General features: G+C 75.2%; 11 protein-coding genes. 5 read left to right on the forward strand and 6 right to left on the reverse strand.

Features of this window, described 5'->3' with window-relative positions; translation table 11 throughout:
* Nucleotides 1-51: 51 nt before the first annotated feature.
* From E4622_RS21630 to E4622_RS21640, 3 genes are all read left to right on the forward strand, one after another.
* Nucleotides 52-1,404, forward strand: a complete 1,353-nt coding sequence (locus E4622_RS21630) for a cytochrome P450 (protein ID WP_134742306.1) — start codon at nucleotides 52-54, stop codon at nucleotides 1,402-1,404.
* 150 nt (nucleotides 1,405-1,554) lie between these two features.
* Entirely contained in the window at nucleotides 1,555-2,760 is a 1,206-nt protein-coding gene (locus E4622_RS21635) for a YibE/F family protein (protein WP_134742307.1), read from the forward strand.
* 31 nt (nucleotides 2,761-2,791) lie between these two features.
* Nucleotides 2,792-4,255, forward strand: a complete 1,464-nt coding sequence (locus E4622_RS21640; protein ID WP_134742308.1) for a protein adenylyltransferase SelO — start codon at nucleotides 2,792-2,794, stop codon at nucleotides 4,253-4,255.
* A 10-nt stretch (nucleotides 4,256-4,265) separates the two neighbouring features.
* On the opposite strand, the gene E4622_RS21645 is transcribed toward E4622_RS21640, so the two are convergent.
* The 3 genes from E4622_RS21645 to E4622_RS21655 form a co-directional block, all read right to left on the reverse strand.
* Nucleotides 4,266-5,924, reverse strand: coding sequence for a sigma-70 family RNA polymerase sigma factor (locus tag E4622_RS21645; protein WP_134742309.1), 1,659 nt, complete (start codon nucleotides 5,922-5,924; stop codon nucleotides 4,266-4,268).
* A 166-nt stretch (nucleotides 5,925-6,090) separates the two neighbouring features.
* Entirely contained in the window at nucleotides 6,091-6,687 is a 597-nt protein-coding gene (locus E4622_RS21650; protein WP_167736193.1) for a sigma-70 family RNA polymerase sigma factor, read from the reverse strand.
* A gap of 41 nt (nucleotides 6,688-6,728) precedes the next feature.
* The gene (locus tag E4622_RS21655) at nucleotides 6,729-7,061 is read right to left on the reverse strand and encodes a hypothetical protein (RefSeq protein ID WP_134742311.1); all 333 of its coding nucleotides are present in this window, start codon (nucleotides 7,059-7,061) and stop codon (nucleotides 6,729-6,731) included.
* A gap of 161 nt (nucleotides 7,062-7,222) precedes the next feature.
* Here E4622_RS21655 and E4622_RS21660 point away from each other — a divergent pair, with 161 nt between their 5' ends.
* Nucleotides 7,223-8,569: a hypothetical protein gene (locus tag E4622_RS21660; protein ID WP_134742312.1), complete on the forward strand. Its 1,347-nt coding sequence runs from the start codon at nucleotides 7,223-7,225 to the stop codon at nucleotides 8,567-8,569.
* A 22-nt stretch (nucleotides 8,570-8,591) separates the two neighbouring features.
* Here E4622_RS21660 and E4622_RS21665 read toward each other — a convergent pair whose 3' ends face one another.
* Nucleotides 8,592-9,329, reverse strand: a complete 738-nt coding sequence (locus E4622_RS21665) for a hypothetical protein (protein WP_134742313.1) — start codon at nucleotides 9,327-9,329, stop codon at nucleotides 8,592-8,594.
* A gap of 4 nt (nucleotides 9,330-9,333) precedes the next feature.
* Nucleotides 9,334-10,065 (reverse strand): hypothetical protein, encoded by a 732-nt coding sequence (locus tag E4622_RS21670; RefSeq protein ID WP_134742314.1) that lies wholly within the window; start codon nucleotides 10,063-10,065, stop codon nucleotides 9,334-9,336.
* A gap of 90 nt (nucleotides 10,066-10,155) precedes the next feature.
* Between E4622_RS21670 and E4622_RS21675 the strand changes: the two genes are divergently transcribed.
* Complete coding sequence (locus E4622_RS21675) at nucleotides 10,156-10,986, forward strand: sigma-70 family RNA polymerase sigma factor (protein ID WP_134742315.1); 831 nt, start codon at nucleotides 10,156-10,158, stop codon at nucleotides 10,984-10,986.
* Nucleotides 10,987-11,357: 371 nt separating this feature from the next.
* Here the strand turns inward: E4622_RS21675 and E4622_RS21680 are convergent, their stop codons facing one another.
* Entirely contained in the window at nucleotides 11,358-17,639 is a 6,282-nt protein-coding gene (locus tag E4622_RS21680; RefSeq protein WP_134742316.1) for a DUF5979 domain-containing protein, read from the reverse strand.
* Between the last annotated feature and the right edge of the window lie 16 nt (nucleotides 17,640-17,655).

Genomic DNA, 17,655 nt, shown 5'->3' on the forward strand with positions numbered 1-17,655 from the left:
TCCACGGTATCGGATACCGTTCGGTATCGAACGACACGAGGAGGCACGGCGATGACCACGACGAGCGACTCCGCACGAGCGGGTGCGGCGACCCCAGGGGTCGGCCGCCTCGGACGCGGCGCCCGGTTCGCCACCCGCTGGGGCCTGGGCCACGCGGTCCCGTGGACGGCGATCCGCGCGCAGGCTCGCGGTGGGGACCTGCACGCCGCGGCCCTGGTGCGCTCGACCGGCTCCGAGACGCCGGTGGGGCTCTTCGACGAGATCCGGGCCAGCGGCCCGCTCCACCGCTCCCGGCTGTCGTTCATCACCGCCCACCACGCCACCGTCAAGGAGGTCCTCGCCAGCCCCGACGTCCGGGCCGGCGTCGAGCTGCGCGGCCAGGGCGCGCTGGGCCGGATGAGCGACTGGGCGCAGACGACGGCGCCCATGAGCCCGATCCGCCCGCCGTCGCTGCTCGCGATCGAGCCGCCGGACCACACCAGGCTGCGTCGGCTCGTCACCCGCGTCTTCACGGCGCGAGCGGTGCAGCGCCTCGAGACCCGCACCGAGGAGATCGCGGACCGCCTCCTCGACGACCTCCCGCAGGGCGAGCCCGTCGACCTCGTCGAGCGCTACTGCGCGCGGCTGCCGGTCCGGGTCATCTGCGAGATCCTCGGCGTCCCCGAGAGCGAGACCGAGATGGTGCGCGGCTTCGGGGCGGGCGCGGCTCCCAGCCTGGACGTCGGGCTGGGCGTGACCGAGCTCGCCCGCGTCGAGCGCAGCCTGCGCGACTTCGACGCCTGGCTCACCCAGCACCTCGCGCGGGCGCGCCGCCGGCCCGGCGAGGACCTGTTCAGCCAGCTCGCCGTCGCCCGTGACGACGAGGGCGCCCTGCTGACCGACGCGGAGCTGAAGAACACCGCGGGGCTCGTCCTCGCCGCGGGCTTCGAGACCACCGTCAACCTCATCGGCAACGGCATCGCGCTCCTCGAGCGGCACCGCGACCAGCGCTCCCGGGCCCTGGACGACGACTCGCTGTGGGGCGGTGTCGTCGAGGAGGTCCTCCGCTACGACCCGCCGGTGCTGCTCACCGGGCGCACCGTCGTGCGGGACACGCAGATCGCGTCCGTGCGGGTGCCGCGCGGGTCGGTGGTCACCGTCCTGCTCGCGGGCGCCAACCGGGACCCGGACGTCTTCCCCGACCCGCACCGCTTCGACATCACCCGGGCCGAGGCTCACGAGCACGTCTCCTTCTCGGCCGGGCGCCACTACTGCCTGGGCGCCGCGCTCGCCCGCATGGAGGGACGCGTGGCGCTGCAGCGGCTGCACGAGCGCCACCCCGACCTCCGGCTCCTGCCCGGCGCCGAGCGGCGGCCGACCCGGATCCTGCGCGGCTACCGCACCCTGCCGGCGTCGCTGGGGTAGCGCGCCGCCCTGCTAGCGACCCGGGGGTTGAGGAAGGCGCGCCGGCGCCTGTCTCGAAACCCCTAGACATGCGGCGCGGCTCGAGACGGGACTTCGTCCCTCGTCCACCACCGGTGGGGTGGACGGCGGAGCGGTGGGAGGATTCCGGCCATGGGCCACGGACACTCGCACTCGCACCGTGCCGGGGCCGACGACGACGTGCAGGTCGCCCGGGGCGCCCGGCTCGGGCTGCTCGGCGTCCTCGCGGCGGTCGGGATCGCCGCGCTCGTGGGGCTGCTGCTGCTCTGGCCCGACGGGAGCGCCGCCGACGACCTGCAGGGCTCGGTCGGCTTCGCCGCCGAGGGCGTGAGCTTCCCGGAGGCGGTGGTCGACGAGGTCGAGCCCGTCTGCGCCTCGGCGGAGGTCTCTCCCGAGGAGGAGCAGTGCGGCCGGATCATGGCCACCGTCGACGAGGGCGCCGACAAGGGCACCGAGGTCGCGGTCGAGGTCCCACCCCAGGTCACCGCCTCGGGCCTCGGGGCGGGCGACCGGCTCGAGCTGGTCCGCCAGCCGCAGGCGGAGGGCGACGCGACGTACGCCTACTTCGGCACCAAGCGCACCGGAGCCCTGTGGCTGCTGGGCATCGTGTTCGTGGTGGTGGTGGTCGCCATCGCCCGGCTGCGCGGGGTGATGGCGCTGCTGGGCTTGGGGTTCGCGAGCCTGGTGATGTTCTTCTTCGCGCTCCCCGCCCTGCTGACCGGGGAGTCGGCGATCCCGGTCGCCCTGGTGGCCGCGACCGCGATCATGTACGTCGTCCTCTACACCACCCACGGCTTCTCGGTGCGCACGAGCACGGCCCTCGCAGGCACCCTCGCCGGGCTCGGCATCACCGCGCTGGTGGGCTGGTGGGCGGTGCGCTCGACCCACCTCAGCGGCATCGCCGGTGAGGAGGGCGGCTTCCTGACGACGTTCACGCCGTCGATCAGCTTCCCGGACCTGCTCGCCGCGGCGGTCATCATCGCGGGCCTGGGCGTCCTCAACGACGTCACGATCACGCAGGCGTCGGCGGTGTGGGAGCTGCGCGGCGCGTCCCCGACGATGAGCCGCACCCAGATCTTCACCAGCGGGATGCGGATCGGCCGCGACCACATCGCCTCGACCATCTACACGATCGTCTTCGCCTACGCCGGCACCGCGCTCACCCTGCTCCTCGTCCTGCAGCTCTACGACCGGCCCCTGACCGACCTCCTCGGCACCGAGGAGATCGCGACCGAGGTCGTCCGCTCGCTCGTGAGCAGCATCGGGCTGGTGCTCGCCGTGCCGCTCACGACCGCGATCGCCGCGCTCACCGTGCCGCCTGCCCGCCACGACGCCTGAGCGCCCCCGGGGCCCACGTACCCTGGACGGGGTGAGCATCGCCCCCGCAAGCACCCTCGCCCTCGGCGACCGATTCGCGCGCGAGCTCCCGGAGCTGGCCATGGACTGGAAGGCCGAGGAGGCGCCGTCCCCGACACTGCTCGCGCTCAACGAGCCGCTGGCCGCCGAGCTCGGCCTCGACCCGGACTTGCTGCGCAGCGACGACGGTCTCCGCCTGCTGGTCGGCAACCTCGTGCCGGACGGCGCGCACCCCGTGGCCCAGGTCTACGCCGGCCACCAGTTCGGCGGGTTCAGCCCGCGCCTCGGTGACGGCCGCGCGCTCCTGCTCGGCGAGCTCACGGCGCCCGACGGGACGCTGCGCGACCTGCACCTCAAGGGCTCGGGCCGCACGCCGCTCGCCCGCGGCGGCGACGGGCTCGCCGCGGTCGGCCCGATGCTGCGCGAGTACGTCGTCAGCGAGGCCATGCACGCGCTCGGCATCCCCACCACGCGCTCGCTCGCCGTCGTCGCGACCGGCCGAGCAGTACGCCGCGAGACCGTGCTGCCCGGCGCGGTGCTGGCCCGGGTCGCGAGCAGCCACCTGCGGGTCGGCAGCTTCCAGTACGCCGCGGCGCAGGGCGACGTCGAGCTGACGCGGCGCCTCGCCGGCCACGCGATCGCGCGCCACCACCCGGCGGCGGCGCAGGCCGAGGCGCCGTACCTCGCGTTCTTCGAGTCCGTCGTCGCGGCCCAGGCGTCGCTCGTCGCGCAGTGGATGCTGGTCGGCTTCGTGCACGGCGTGATGAACACCGACAACATGACGATCTCCGGGGAGACCATCGACTACGGGCCGTGCGCGTTCCTCGAGGCCTTCGACCCGGCCACGGTCTTCAGCTCGATCGACGAGACCGGCCGCTACGCCTACGGCAACCAGCCGCTCGTCGCCGAGTGGAACCTCGCCCGCCTCGCCGAGGCGATCCTGCCGCTGCTGCACGACGACCAGGAGCAGGCCGTCGCGATCGCGGTCGAGGCGCTGGGGACCTTCCGGCCGGCGTACTCCGGCGCGTGGACGCGCGGCATGCAGGCCAAGCTCGGCCTGCCCGAGGGACTCGCCGACGAGGTAGTCACCCCGCTCCTCGGAGACCTGGTCGAGTTGATGAAGTCCAGCCGCGTCGACCACACCGGCTTCTTCCGGGCCCTGGGCGCCGCCGCCCGCGGGGACGTCGAGCCGGCGCGCGGGCAGGTGCTCGACCTCGCCGCGTTCGACGCGTGGGCCGAGAGGTGGCGAGCTCTGGGGCCCGACGGCGACGCCATGGACCGGGTCAACCCCGTCTACCTCGCCCGCAACCACCTGGTCGAGGAGGCGCTCGTCGCCGGCACCGACGGCGACCTCGCCCCGCTCGAGCGGCTGCTGGAGGCGCTGTCGGCGCCGTACGACGTGCGGCCGGGGCTGGAGCGCTACGCCGAGCCGGCGCCCGAGGACTTCGGCCACTACACGACCTACTGCGGCACCTAGGCCCCAGGCCTCAGAAGACGACCTCGTCGTTGGTGGGATCGGGGTCGACGTTGTGCTCGGCCGAGACCCGGGCGCTCGCCTCGAACGGGCCGTCGACCCAGACGTCGACGGCGAAGGTGCCCGCCCCGGCGGCCAACGCGCACGTGACGGTGCCCGGCTCGCCCGGCGCGGCGGCGGCGAACGAGCACGTGGTGCCGGCGAAGTCGCGGTCCTGGTGGACGCTCACGTCGGTGAGGCCGGCGATGCGGAACGTCACCGTCGTCGGGTCCAGCCGCGCCTCGACGGCCATCTCGAGGTGGTGGTGGGGCGAGTAGAACGCGTGGTAGCCCTGGCTCAGCGCCAGGTCCTCGGTGGTCGGCGGGTCCGGGGTGGGGCCGGTGGTCGGGCTGGTCGTCGGGATGGAGGTCGGCACCGAGGGCAGGGCCGTGGGCGTCGTGGGCAGCGGGAACGGCGGCAGCGTCAGTGTCGGCTCCTCCTCGGCGGCCGTGGGGCTCGAGGTGGGCGGTCGACCGGGCGTCGTCGAGGCGGTGGGTGGCGTGCTGCTCGGGCTCGCGGCGGTCGACGGACCGGTGGACGTGCCACGGGGAGGCGGGGTCGGGGACGGCGACGCCGACGGCCCCGGCGGCAGCCCCGCGTCCGACGGGCTCGGGACCCCGGCGCCCGGGTCCGTCGTGGGCGAGCTGCTCGCACTGCGCTCCCCGAGGAGCGGCTGGGCGGCCCAGGTGGCGCCGAGCGTCACCGTGACCAGCACCAGGGCGGTCACCGCGGCACCGGCGGGCCGGCGGACCAGCTCCCGCAGCCGGGTGAGGAGGAGCGCCACCGACGGCGCCGCACCGGGGACCGACGTGGCGGCGTACCCGATCGCGGACGAGCCAAGGACGGCCGGTGCCAGCACGGCGCCGAGGCCGGTGTTGATGGCGCCGAGCTCGAGGTAGGCGGCGGTGCACTCGTGGCAGGACTCCAGGTGCTCCTCGACCTGCTCGCGACGCCGACGGCCCAGGCCGCCGCGCAGGTGGACCGGGAGCTGGTCGACGAAGGGGCGGCACTCCTCGGAACGGACGGCCGCGACGTGGGCGGCGAGGTAGGCCCGGCGCAGCCCCTCGCGGGCGCGGAAGCTCAGCGCCGCGACGGCGTTCGCCTTGACGCCGAGCAGCCGGCCGACCGTCTCGTGGTCCTCGCCCTCGACGGCGGTGTGCCACAGCACCACCTGCCAGCGCTCGGGCAGCGCGGAGAACGCGGTGGCCAGCAGCTGGGAGTCCGCGTTCTGCGCCGTGGTGTCCGGCACGAGCGGGTCCAGCCCGGCCTCGGCGTGGTCGGGAGTCCACACGTGGCGGCTGTCCTGGCGCACGTGGGTGACGTAGGCGTTGCGGACGGCGGTGAGGAAGTACGGCCGGAACGCCGACGTAGGCCCCTTGCCGGCCCGCAGCGCCTGGAGCACCCGGGCGAACGCCTCAGCCACGATGTCCTCGGCCGTCACCGGGTCGGACAGGTGGCGCGCCAGGCGGAGGGCGGCGTCGCGGTGACGACCGTAGAGCTCGGCGACGGCCGCGTCGTCGGCGTCGGCCCGCACCCGCTCGATGAGGGGCAGGTCGCCGTCGTGCGGGGTCGACGGCCTCTCGGCCGGGGCCTCCGACCGGCCCGTCCCCGGGCGCTGCGCGTCGTCCTGCATCGTGCGTCACCTCGTTGCTCGTCCACGGCGGGGGCACGGGGACGCCCCCGCCCGGGACAGGGGAGCCTCGGACGGGGACGTGCCCCCCGGACAGGAGACGGAGATGAGGGCCGGCCCTTACGGCCCGGAAGGAGAAGATTTCTCCCAGGTGGTGCGGCTGGGTGGGTCAGGCGGCCAGCAGGCTCCCCAGCAGCCGGCGCAGCGTGCCGCGCGCCCGGAAGGCCAGCTGGCTCGCGGCGTTCGGGGTCACCGCGATCTCCTCGGCCACCTCCGAGACGGTCAGCCCGTCGACGACGAGGCGCACCAGGACGTAGCGCTGCCGGTCCGGCATCTCCCGCAGCGCGCGGGCGACCGCCCGCCGCTCCTCGGGCAGCAGGTCCGAGGCCTCGTCGCCGCCGATCCGGGCGTCGCCGGCCTGGCGCTCCGCGATCTCGCGCCGCTGGACGCGACCGCGCACGGTGTCCACCACCAGGTTGCCCGCCGCGGTCCTGAGGTAGGCGCGCAACGAGGCCGGCGCCGGGTGGGCGGTGAAGCGCACCAGCGTGCGCAGCATCGTCTCCGAGGCGACGTCCTCACCGTCCTCGTCGCTGCGCAGGGTGGACGCCGCCCAGCTGCGCAGCCACGGGTAGTGCCGCTGCCACAGCGTCTCCCACGCCGCGCCGTCCCCCCGGCGCAGCCGGTCGAGCAGCACCGCGTCGTCCAGGTCCCCCGCCGAGCTCGGTGCCGGGCCCCGACCGGCCGGCTCGGTCCTCGTGTCGCGCATCGCCCCCGTCATGCCAGTCGGACGCGCGACCGGCCGCCTCCTTACGCGCCCTCCGCGCGCTCCGCGTCGTCGCCTGCGAGCCACGGGTCGCGCCCCGGCGCGAGGAGGGGAGCCACGGCGACGCTCCACGTCTGCTCGCCGGCCCACGCCCCCAGGGAGGTCCGGTGCCGCTCGGCGGCCGTCGCCGCGGCGAGGGCGTCCGGGTAGGGGCCGCGGCACGAGGTGGCACCGCCGGGGACCTCGGTGCAGATCACGACGTGCGGCACGTCGAGCTCGGCGACGGCGCCGTGGACGAGCCGGTCCAGGAGCAGCGCCGCCAGCGCCTCGCGCGCCGACCTCGCCTCCTCGTCCGGGGGTCCGGGCTCGGTGGGCATCACTCCCTCGTTCCTCGGCGCGGGCGCCGCAGCGTCGCCTCGGCCCGAGCCGGGGTCCTTCCTGTGTCCTTCAGGGACGCGCGGGACGCGGATCCCTTACGCGACGCACACGAGTCGGACCACCTCCGCTCTCGCGCCGGCCCTGTGGAACGATGACGCCCGTGTCCGTGGTGACGTGGGTGCACGTGGTCGCGGCCGTGGTCGCGGCCGCCACGACCGCCTACCTGTGGCTGCGCACGGAGCGGCCACTCGGGTCGACGCGCCACCTGCTGTGGGCCTCGGCCGGCACGGTCGTCTGGACCCTCTCCGTGGCGTCGGTCAAGGCGGACGGGGGCCTGCACGAGTGGCACCAGATCCTGTGGCTGCCCGTGATCGCCTTCTGCGGCGGGGCCTTCCTGATCTGGGCTGGCGCGTTCTCGCGCTACGGCTGGCAGCCGCCGCGCGCGCTGGTCGCCATGTGGCTGGGCGTGCCCGCCGCAATGCTGTCGCTGCGCATCGGTTGGGGGCTGGACTCCCGCGACCCGCTGTTCGTCTTCAACACCGTCTACTCCTTCGGTGTGCTGGTCGTGGCCACCGTGTGGGTGGCCCAGCGCGCCAACGACCCCGCCCCGGCCGTGCGTCACATCTCCCGGGGCGTCCTGGCCTCGGCGGTCGGGATCCTGGTCGCGGAGGCGTTCCTGCTGAACGTCACGGACGTGGTCGCGGCCGGCCTCCTCGCGGTGCTGGCCGTCGCGACGGTCCGCGCGGCCGACGACCTGCGCGTGCGTCCCAGCTCCGACGTCCTCATCGACGACCTCGGCGCCCTGCTGTTCGTCTTCGACGAGGACCAGCGGCTCGTGGACCTCAACGCGCCCGCACGGCTGTTCTACACGCTGCGGGGCGAGGGTCCGCCGGTCGCCGGCAGCCGCGGCGAGGTGCTGCTGGGCTCCGACCTCGCCGGGCTGGACACGCTGACGGTGGTGCTCGAGGCCGGCGAGGACAGCGTGCGGTTCAGCGGCTACGTGCAGCGGCTCCCGTCGCACGGGTCCCCCTCCCGGGGGTGGGTCTGCCTGCTCCGGCGCTCGGCCGGTGAGGCCACCGAGGAGCAGACGCGCACCGCGCGGCTCGCCGTCATGAACCGGCTGCCGGCGTACGACCCCACGACGCGGGTGCTGTCGGCCCGGGCCTTCGACCAGGCACTCACCAGCGCCGCGTCGTACGACGGGGGTCGGTCGGTGCCGGCGTCCGCGCTGGTCCTGGAGGCGGAGGACACCGCCGCACTCAGCCGCGCGGCCCGCACGGTGGCCGACGCGTGGGAGGACCGCCTGGAGACGATCGCGGTCGGCCGGTGCGGCGAGCTGCGCCTCGGGCTGGTCGCGCGCGACGTGCCCGAGAGCAGCCTGCGCGCCTGGTCGGATCAGGTGCTGGGCGCCGGCGTGCGCCTCGCGACGCGCAGCGGGACCGTGGAGGCGGCGCCGGACCTGGTCGACGACGCGCTGTCCGAGCTCACGCGCGCGTGGCGCCGCTGACGGCCCGGGGACGGCCCCAGGCTCAGGCCGGGTGCCCGACCGCCTCGCGCAGCGCGGCCAGCATCCCCTCGGGGTGACCGGTCAGTGCGACCACCCGGACGTCGAGGGCGCCCTCGCCCCCGATCGGCTGGGCCCGGACCCGCGCGCGGGCCAGCTCGGGCCGGTCCTCGTCGGCGCCTGACACGACCAGCGCCAGGACCCGGTCGGGCTCCTGTCCCGCGGGGCGGCGCAGGAGGCTCACGTGCTCGCCGGGACGGTCGAGGTACGCCGCCAGCAGCTGGGCGGCGCCGCGCAGGTGGTCGGCGGGGCCGAGCACCGAGGCGAGGACCGACGGTGCGCCCTCGGTCGTGAGCGGCGTACCGGCGCGCACCTCGACGAGCCAGGTCGGGTCGGGGTGCTCGCCCAGGCCGACCGAGCCCCACAGATGGCTCTCCAGCTCGTGCCACGTCCGCACCGCGACGTCGCCGGCCACGCCGGCGGCGAGGTCCTGCTGCACCGACGCCCATGCGAGCGCGCAGGCGCGCAGCACCGGCGCGGGGAGCTCCGCGCCCGGGGCCAGGTCGAGCACCAGCCGCAGATCCTCGAGCACGGCGGACAGCGGCAGCCCGTCGACGGCGGCCTGGCGGGTCATGGCGACGACGTCCTGCACGAGGTCGTCGTCGAGCGGCGGCTCGGGCGGCTGCGCCGCGGAGCCGGGAGTGGCGACCCGGGCGGCGCTCGACCACCGGCGCCACCGCGACCGCCGGCCGTCGGGACTCACGGGCTCAGCCCGCGGGCCGGAGCAGGCGGTCGACGCCGCCGGCGTCGCCGGGCACGTCGGCGAGGGAGACGGTGGGCGGCACCCCGGCGGCCAGCTCCGCGCAGCGCGCGGCGAGCGTCGAGACGCGACCGGGCAGCGAGGGCGAGTCGGCCACGGCGGCCACCACGCGGGGGTAGGACGGCTGCGAGGCCACGGCGGAGCGCGGGAAGACCTGCCGGGTCTCGCGTACCACGCGTGCGAGCTCCTCCGGCGACGGGCGCGGGTCACCGGTCTGCGCGCCGGGCCAGGTGACGAGCAGCAGGCGCCCGACCGGGACGAGCGGTCCCCACGTCGACCCGTCGCCCGCGCGCCGCAGGAGCCGTTCGACCTCGCGCAGGGACTCGGCGTCCTGCCCGGGCGCGACCACCTCCGAGGTGGGGACGTGCCCGGCGGCCCCGTCCAGGAAGGCGTCCGACCAGGCCACCGAGGACGCCTCGATCATGCGGCTGGAGGTGCCGATGCCGACCACGGAGCAGAGCACGTCGAGGTCGGCGAGCAGGTCCTGGAGGCTGCGGCCGGCGCGCGCGTAGCCGCGGCCCAGGACCGCCAGCGCGTCCTCGTCGACCGGTCCGCCGGGACCGTCGGGCCACAGCAGCGGCAGGTGCGCCCGCAGGTCGGGCGACGTCGCGGTCGGGGCGGAGGCCGCGGGCGCGGTGCGGGAGCGCGTGAGGCGGTCGGCCACCCACGTCCAGACCATGCTCCACCGCCTCGTGTCCTGCGGCATGCCGCTGTCTCGGGCACCGCCCCTGAGGCGGACAGGTACCCGATCGCTCGGTAGCATAGCCACGTGTTGAGCCAGCTGCCGGGGATCCGGCGGACGGCGAAGGGGCGGGGGGCCCCGGCCGTCTCAGCCCCACCCTCCACGACCGTCGGCGACGCTCCCACCGAGGACGCCCGCAGGCTCCACGAGCGGGACCTCATCGACCGCGCCCGCGCCGGCGACCACGCCGCCGTCGCCGAGCTGTACGACGCCCACCAGCCGGTCGCGCTCGGCATCGCCCGTCGCCTGTGCCGCCCTTCCGACGTCGACGACGTCGTGTCCGAGGCGTTCACCAAGGTGCTGGACCAGATCGCGCGCGGAGCGGGGCCCCGGGTGTCGTTCCGGGCCTACCTGATCACCGCCGTGCGGAGCGCCGCGGCCGACGTGGGCCGCGCCCAGTCGCGCCTGCTGCCCACCGACGCGGTCGAGGACCTCGGGGTCGACGACGAGGGACCGCTGGGCGACCAGCCCCACAGCAGCCTGCGCACCGACTCCGAGCTGCTCGCCCGGGCGCTCTCCACCCTGCCCTCGCGCTGGCAGCTCGCGCTGTGGTGGACCACCGTCGAGGGCCGGCCGCTCGCCGAGGTCGGCGACGAGCTCGGCCTCAACGCCAACGCCGTCGCCGCGCTGACCTTCCGCGCCCGCCAGGGGCTGCGCGACGCCTACCTCGACCTGCACGTCAGCCGCAGCGCGGACCCGGCGTGCGACGCCCTGCGGTCCGACTTCCCGGCGTTCGCCCGGGACCGCCTGGACGCGAGCCCGACCGCCGTCATCGGCGCGCACCTGCTCGACTGCGAGGCGTGCCGCGAGGTCATCGCCGAGCTGCGCTCGATGCTCGCCGCCGGCGCCGCGCGCTGACTCGTCCCGCCTGACTGCTTGCTGGTCGGCAGTCCTCGGGCGGCCCCGCGCTTGTGGCTGACTCCGAGGGCGCACGGGGTGCCGCGCGCTTGGCGTCGGCAGCTGGTCGCCCCACCAGCCTGGTCGAGCGCGGCTGGGTCCGTCCGGGGCTCGAACTGCCGACGTGGGTGACCAACCATCGGGCCCGCGCTGTCAGCGGGCGGCGCGGCGAAGCCGTCGCCTCACACCAACCCCGCCGAAGAGGTGGTGTCGAGACGGGACTTCGTCCCTCCTCCACCACGGGGTCTCGACGGTCGCTCGTCGCCGGCGCTCTCGCTGCTCGACCACGCGGGCAGACGGCGGGGGCCGCCCACAGGCGACCCCCACCGCCGTCAGGCCTGCGACGGCTCTCGGCGGCGTCGCGACGACACGACCAGCGTCGTCCCGCCCGCCAACAGGAGGACGCCCACGAGCAGCAGCCAGAGCTGCGGCCCACCGGCCGAGGGCAGGAGCCCGTCGCCGCCCTGGTCGGTCTCCTCGGTCGCGCCCGCGCCGTCCGGGAAGGAGTTGACGACCGTGACCGAGGCCTCGGGGTCGACCTCGACCTTCCCGTCGTCCGTGCGGTCGGAGTCCTCGAAGGTCACCGTCGCGTCGTCGGGGACGTCGGCCTCCTCGACCGTGCAGACCGCGCCCAGCGGCACGCTGACCGTGCGGGTCTGCCCCGCCCGCAGCCGGAAGCTCGCGTCCGCCGGCGCGAGCGCGACGTCGCCCTGGTCGGTCACGCAGGCCAGCGTGAACGAGTAGGGACCCGCTCCGCCGCCGACCACCTGCTTGGTCACCCGCAGCTCGCCGGCGGCGAAGGTGTTGGTGACCGTGAGGTGACGCGGCTGGTCGGCCACCACGGCGGGCTGCGCCGGGCCGGCGAACTCCACGACGGTCGAGGTGGCCCCACCGGTGTCGGTCTCCTCGGCCCAGCACTCGGCGCCCACCGGCAGCTCGTCGATCACGAGCGGCGTGCCTGCGAGGATCGTGTGCGGCTCCCGCGTGAGCAGCGGGGTGGCCGCGGCTCCCTGCGGCAGCACGCACGTGACCTCGACGGCGAACTCCCGGCCGGCGGCGTAGCCGGCCGCGGCGCCGTCGACGACCTTGTCCAGCACCAGCGACGACAGGTCGAAGGTGTTGGTCGCCGAGAGCTCCATCGTCTGCAGGTCGTCGGGAGCACCGCTCACGACCACCAGCGCGTCGGCGAAGGAGTCGGCGTTGACCGCGTGCGACGTGGCGCCGCCGGTGTCGCTCTCGACCCCCCAGCACCGGCTGCCGAGCGGCAGCAGGACCGGGTCGCCCAGGGCGTCCTTCAGCTCGAGCCGCTCGCCGCCGCGGATCCGCACCGCGTCGGAGAACAGCACCTGCGTGGCGTCGTCCAGCGCGCAGGTGACATCGACGGTGAAGACCGCGTCGGTCGCGTACGGCGCCGTGGCACCCGCCCCCGCCAGCACCTTGGAGAGCGCGACCGTGCCGGCCGAGAACTCGTTGGTGAAGGTCGCCTGCACGGTGTTGTCGTCGGCGTTCTCGACGATCGTCACCGTCACGGGCGGCGGCGTGGCGTCGGCCCCACCGTCGTCGGTCTCGGTCACCGTGCACTCGGCCCCGATCGGCAGGACCAGCGGGACGTCGGCGAGCAGCTCGCGGGCGTCGCCGTTGCGGGCCAGCGTCACCGACACCGGCGCGATCGGCGTGCCCTCGAAGGTGCAGGCCACGTCGTACTCGAACGGGCCGTCGGGCAGGGAGGCGCCCGCACCGCTGAGCCGCTTGAGGATCTGCAGGCTGCCCGCCTCGAACGTGTTGGTCACGGTCAGGCTGAGGGCCTCCGGCGCACCCGCGGTGATCAGGACTCCGGCCGCGGGGGCCACCGTCGTGGTGGTCGCGCCGCCGGCGTCGAGCTCGGTGGCCGTGCAGGTCGAGCCCACCGGCGCGTCGATGCTCTCGGTGTCGTCTCCGACGAGGTCGACGGTGACCGGGAAGCCGGTCGCCGTCACCCCGTCCATGGCGCACAGCACCTGGACCGGGTACGTCGTGTCGTCGCCGTACGCGGCGGCGTCACCCTCGACGGACTTGGTGATCGACAGCGCCGCGAGCGGGTAGCTGTTGGTGACGGTGACGACGGTCGCGTCGGTCGCCGCGCCCAGCTGCGGGGTGATGGTGACGACCGCGGGGTCGTCCTCGGGGTGGTTGGTGACGCCTCCGAAGGCCTCGGTCTCCCACACCTCGCACTCCGCGCCGGCCGGGATGCCGGTGACGTCCGCGGACTCGCCCGGCTTCACCGACAGCGTGCCCTCGGCGACGGTCTGCGCCGGGTTGCCCACCGGGTCGATGGTGCAGGCGTAGGCCATCTCGAACTCGCGGTCTCCGACCGGGAGGCCGCCGGGGTTGGCCAGCAGCTCCTTCTCGACCCGCAGCGTGCCGTAGGCGAGCGCGACGCCCACCTGGATCGGCTCGGTGGGCGGCAGCACCCGGGTGGCGCCGCCGCCGCGCAGCGTGGTCTCGGCGTGGCCGAAGGAGTTCCACGCGATGGTGGGGTCGGCGACGCGCTCGACGTCCAGCGGGGTGTTCATCGAGAACGCGATGCTCACGCCCTGCCCCGGAGCCAGCGGCGTCGCCCACGCGACGCGCATCTGCGCCGCGACGGCCTCCGGGCCGAACGGGTCGGACCAGGCGCCGGCGCCGCAGGACGAGGTCATGGAGAGGTCGGTGGTGCAGACCCCCGCCTCGGCGTGGGCGTACGACGTCGTGAGCGCGCCGCTGCCGATCAGCACCGGCGCGGTGGCGAGCGTGGGCCGGTGGTCCCACTGCGTGCCACGGTCGGTGCCGGTGAGCACGACGCCCTTGTCACCCTGGACCGGGAACCGGTCGATGATGCGCATGTTCGTGGCCGGCTCGGTGCCGGAGTTGACCATGCGGAGCAGGTAGTCGTAGCGGTCGCCGGGGTTGACCAGCGCGATGCACGGGAACGCCGTGTAGGTGCGCCCGGCCTCGGTCAGCGACGGGCAGGACGCGGCGCCGACGGGCACGGCCCGGCCGGCCCGGTTGTCGAACCAGCCCAGGGAGTCGGTGCCGGCCACCCACTTGCGCGCCTCGAACGCCGCGCCGGCCTTGGTGGTGACCGCCGCGGTGTCGGTGCACCACGTGCCGGCCCCGAGGTCGCCGTCGGTCTGGGTGCCGGTGCCCGGCGCGCAGGCCAGGTCGTCCGCGGACGAGATGGCGCCCATCAGGTTGGTGTTGACCTGGCCCTCGGTCACGCCCGGGGCCAGCTTGACCTGGATCTCGATCGTGAACGTCGCACCGGGACGCATCACCCAGTCGCCGAAGCCCCAGCGCAGGCCGGTGACCCGGCCGCCGGGCGCGGTGGTGGTGGTGAAGGTGGGCGCGGGCGGCTGGGCCGTGCCCGCCGGGACCTGCACGTCGACCACGCGGTAGCCCACGTTGCCGGCGAAGGTCTCGTCGAACGACAGGCCGGGCGGCAGCAGGTCGCGCACGACCAGGTCGGGCAGGTCGGCGGTTCCGGAGTTGGTGACGGTCAGCCGGAACGGCGCGGTCTCCCCCGGGACGATCGCGCTGTTGGGCGTCTTGTCCACGTCGAGCTCGGGGTCGCCCTCGGCGAGCACGAGGTCGGCGGTGACCGGAGCCACCGGGTTCATCGTGCCCGGGGTCTGCAGGCGGGTCTCGTAGCCGCCCACGAGGGTGTTCTCGAGGTCGTCCGGAATCGGCTTGCTCGGGTCGGAGCGCAGCGCCTCGCGCGGGTGCACGTCGAGGACCACGACCGCCGTGCAGCTGGCCGGGGTCGGCGCCCCCTCGCACGGGCGGATGTCGTAGCCGCCGCTCGCGGAGGTGAACGTCGCCCGGATGCCCTGCACGTCGCCGGCGGCGATCCCCGCCGGGAGCGGGAAGGCCGAGGCGCCCTTGGCGACGAGCGCGCCGGTGACCCAGCTCGTCCCGTCGAAGGCGTCGATGCGCACCCGGTCGGAGGCCAGCGGGAACTGCACCGAGGCGACCTTGCCGAAGTCGGCGGCGTCGAAGAAGTCGCGGTCCTCGTCGGTCAGCTGCAGCTGGCGGGCGCTCATGTTGCCGGTGTTGGCGATGGTGAGCCGCACCTGCGCGGTCTGCCGCGGCACCCCGGGGATCGGGGCGACGAGCCGGCCGGGCGCGATGCTCTTGTTGATCGCGGCAGCGGAGGCGGCAGGGGCGGACTCCATGCCGGGCGAGCAGACGGGGTCACCGCTCCAGCCGGCGGCGCCGGCGGCGAAGCAGTTGGACAGCGTCACGCCGTCGGGCACGCCGTCGCGGCGCATCGTCACCAGGTCGAGGAAGACCGCCTTGGTCGGGGCGAGCTCGCCGTCCACGACCGCGCGCACGCCGGTCGCGCGGGTCAGCAGCGCGGCGTCCCCGGCGGCGTACGCCACCCAGGCGCCGGCTCCGCCGGCGGCCGCGGGGTCGAACAGCTCGAGCGCCACGGCCGGCACGCCCGTGTCCTTGCGGACGGTGGCCGAGACGATCCGCACGATCGCGAACGGGTTGCCCGCCGCGCGCGGGGTGCCGTCGGCGTCGGTGACCGGGTCGGAGAGCACCGCGTCGACCAGCGGCACGTTTCCGTTGTTGCGCAGCGTGATGCCGAAGTCGACCGGCTGGCCGGGCGGCAGCTGGGTCTGGCTCACGGTCTTGACGCCGGTGCCCGACGAGCGCGGGCTCTCGACGGCCAGCGACTTGCAGGCGCTGCCCGACGTCGTGCCGGTGCTGTTGGAGGTCGTCGCCTTGGCGGTGTACTGCGCGCAGTTGACGACGCCCGGGGACGTGCCGTTGGCCAGGTCCTGCGCGGTCACCGCGGAGTTGAGGGTGCCGTGCAGGTCGAGGTACGCCGTCGCGTCGATCGCGATCGAGGGCTGCCCGCCGCCGTCGACGCCGGTGTAGACGACCTCGATCCGCGAGGGGCGGGTGCCGGCGCGGGCGACGTCGATGGTCGCGCCGGCCGTGCGGTCGGTGACCAGGTCGGCGCTGCCGTCGGCGTAGGTCACGACCAGGTGCGCCGAGGTCGCGCCCGAGGGGAACCGCAGCCGGACCTTGGTGACGTCGAGCTTGGCGAACTCGCCCATCGGCGCCCCGGCGTCGGGCTCGACCACCCGGACCTCCTGCAGCGGGAAGGCCGACTTGTTCTGGACGCGGACGGTCGCGCTCACCGGTGAGCTCTCGCCGACGACGGCGTACTCGCCGTTCTCCCGGGAGAAGTCGCCGTCGGTGTCGGCGACGTAGTCCTTGGAGGCGTCGATGAGCACCGTGCTCGGCAGGACGTCGTAGGTGTCGCAGACCGCGGGGCCCGAGGTGACCGCGTCGAGCTCGTCGACGGCGGAGGGGACCGCGCAGTTGGTGGTCGTGAGCTTCTGGGTGGGCTCGAGCGGCGCACCGGTGGAGCGCACGGTGTCGCGCAGGACGAGCCCGGCGCGCACGGTGCCGCCGGTGGAGTCGAACGGCAGGGCCTCGCCGTCGGCGTCGGTGAAGACCACGACGAAGCCGGTGACGTCCTTGGGGTCGACGCCGGCCGGCAGGCCGAGGGTCACGGGCGCGGGCCCACCGGTCGCGGGACCGGCGACCTGGTCGGCCGGGGCGCACGTCGTCGTCGCCGCGGTGCAGACCCGGAGCCGCGCGGTGTCGGTGCCGGCGGGGAAGCGCTCGACCTGCACCCCCGTCAGGTCGAAGCGCTCGTACGTCGCCGGCGTGACGTCGCCGACCCGCAGCTCGTCGACCGTGACCGAGCTGGAGGAGGCGTTGCGGATGCCGAGGACGACCTGCGAGGCCTCGCCGGACCCGGCGACCGCCGAGCCGTCGTTCCACGTCTTGGTGGCCACGGGCTTCACGTCGCGCGGCACCGACACGGTGATGTCGGCCGCGGCGGAGGCCTGGTCGGCGTTGTCGGCGACCGTGGTCGCGGTGTTGGTGATCGTGGTGCCGTCCGGAGCGGGCGTGTTGGCCGGGACGCGCATGCCGATCTCCAGCACGCGCGTCGCGCCGTCGTTGAGGCCCTTGGCGCCGACCGGCTCCTGCAGCGGCTCGATGAACCGCACGGTCAGGGTGCGGGTGGCGGCCACGTAGGTGACCTCGCGCGTCGAGGTGGACGGCGGCAGCGAGGTCATGTCCAGCCCGGCCGGCAGCACGTCGGTGACGGACTGGTTGATGCAGCCGGCCGTCAGGCCCGAGCACCGCGCGGTCAGGATGTAGGTGAACTCGCTGCCGGGCACGGCCGGAGCGCCGTCCAGGCTGGTCTCCTTGGCGATGCCCACCACCGACTGGGCGGCCGCGGCCGCGGCCGCCGGTCCGGCGCGAGGCTCGTCGGCGCGGGCGTCGTCCTGGTCGTCGTCCTCGTTCGGCGCCTGCGTGTCGGGCGCCTGGGTGTCGGGCGCCTGCGGCGTGCCCGACGGCGCGTCCTGCGGCTCGGCGTCCCCGGACGCGTCGTCCGCGTCAGGCGCCGCCGTCTCGCCGGCGGGCCCCGGCGTCGGGGTCCCGTCCTGACTCACCGACGGCTGCTCGTCCGGCGCCGCGACCGCGGCGCCGGGCGCCAGCCCGGTCATCGAGACCACCACTGCCACCAGCGCCCACATCAGCGCACGGCGCGACCGACCCACTCCCACTGCCCCCACTGCTACT

The organism is Nocardioides sp. 503 (assembly GCF_004522095.1).
In the GTDB taxonomy this organism is placed as follows: Bacteria; Actinomycetota; Actinomycetes; order Propionibacteriales; family Nocardioidaceae; genus Nocardioides.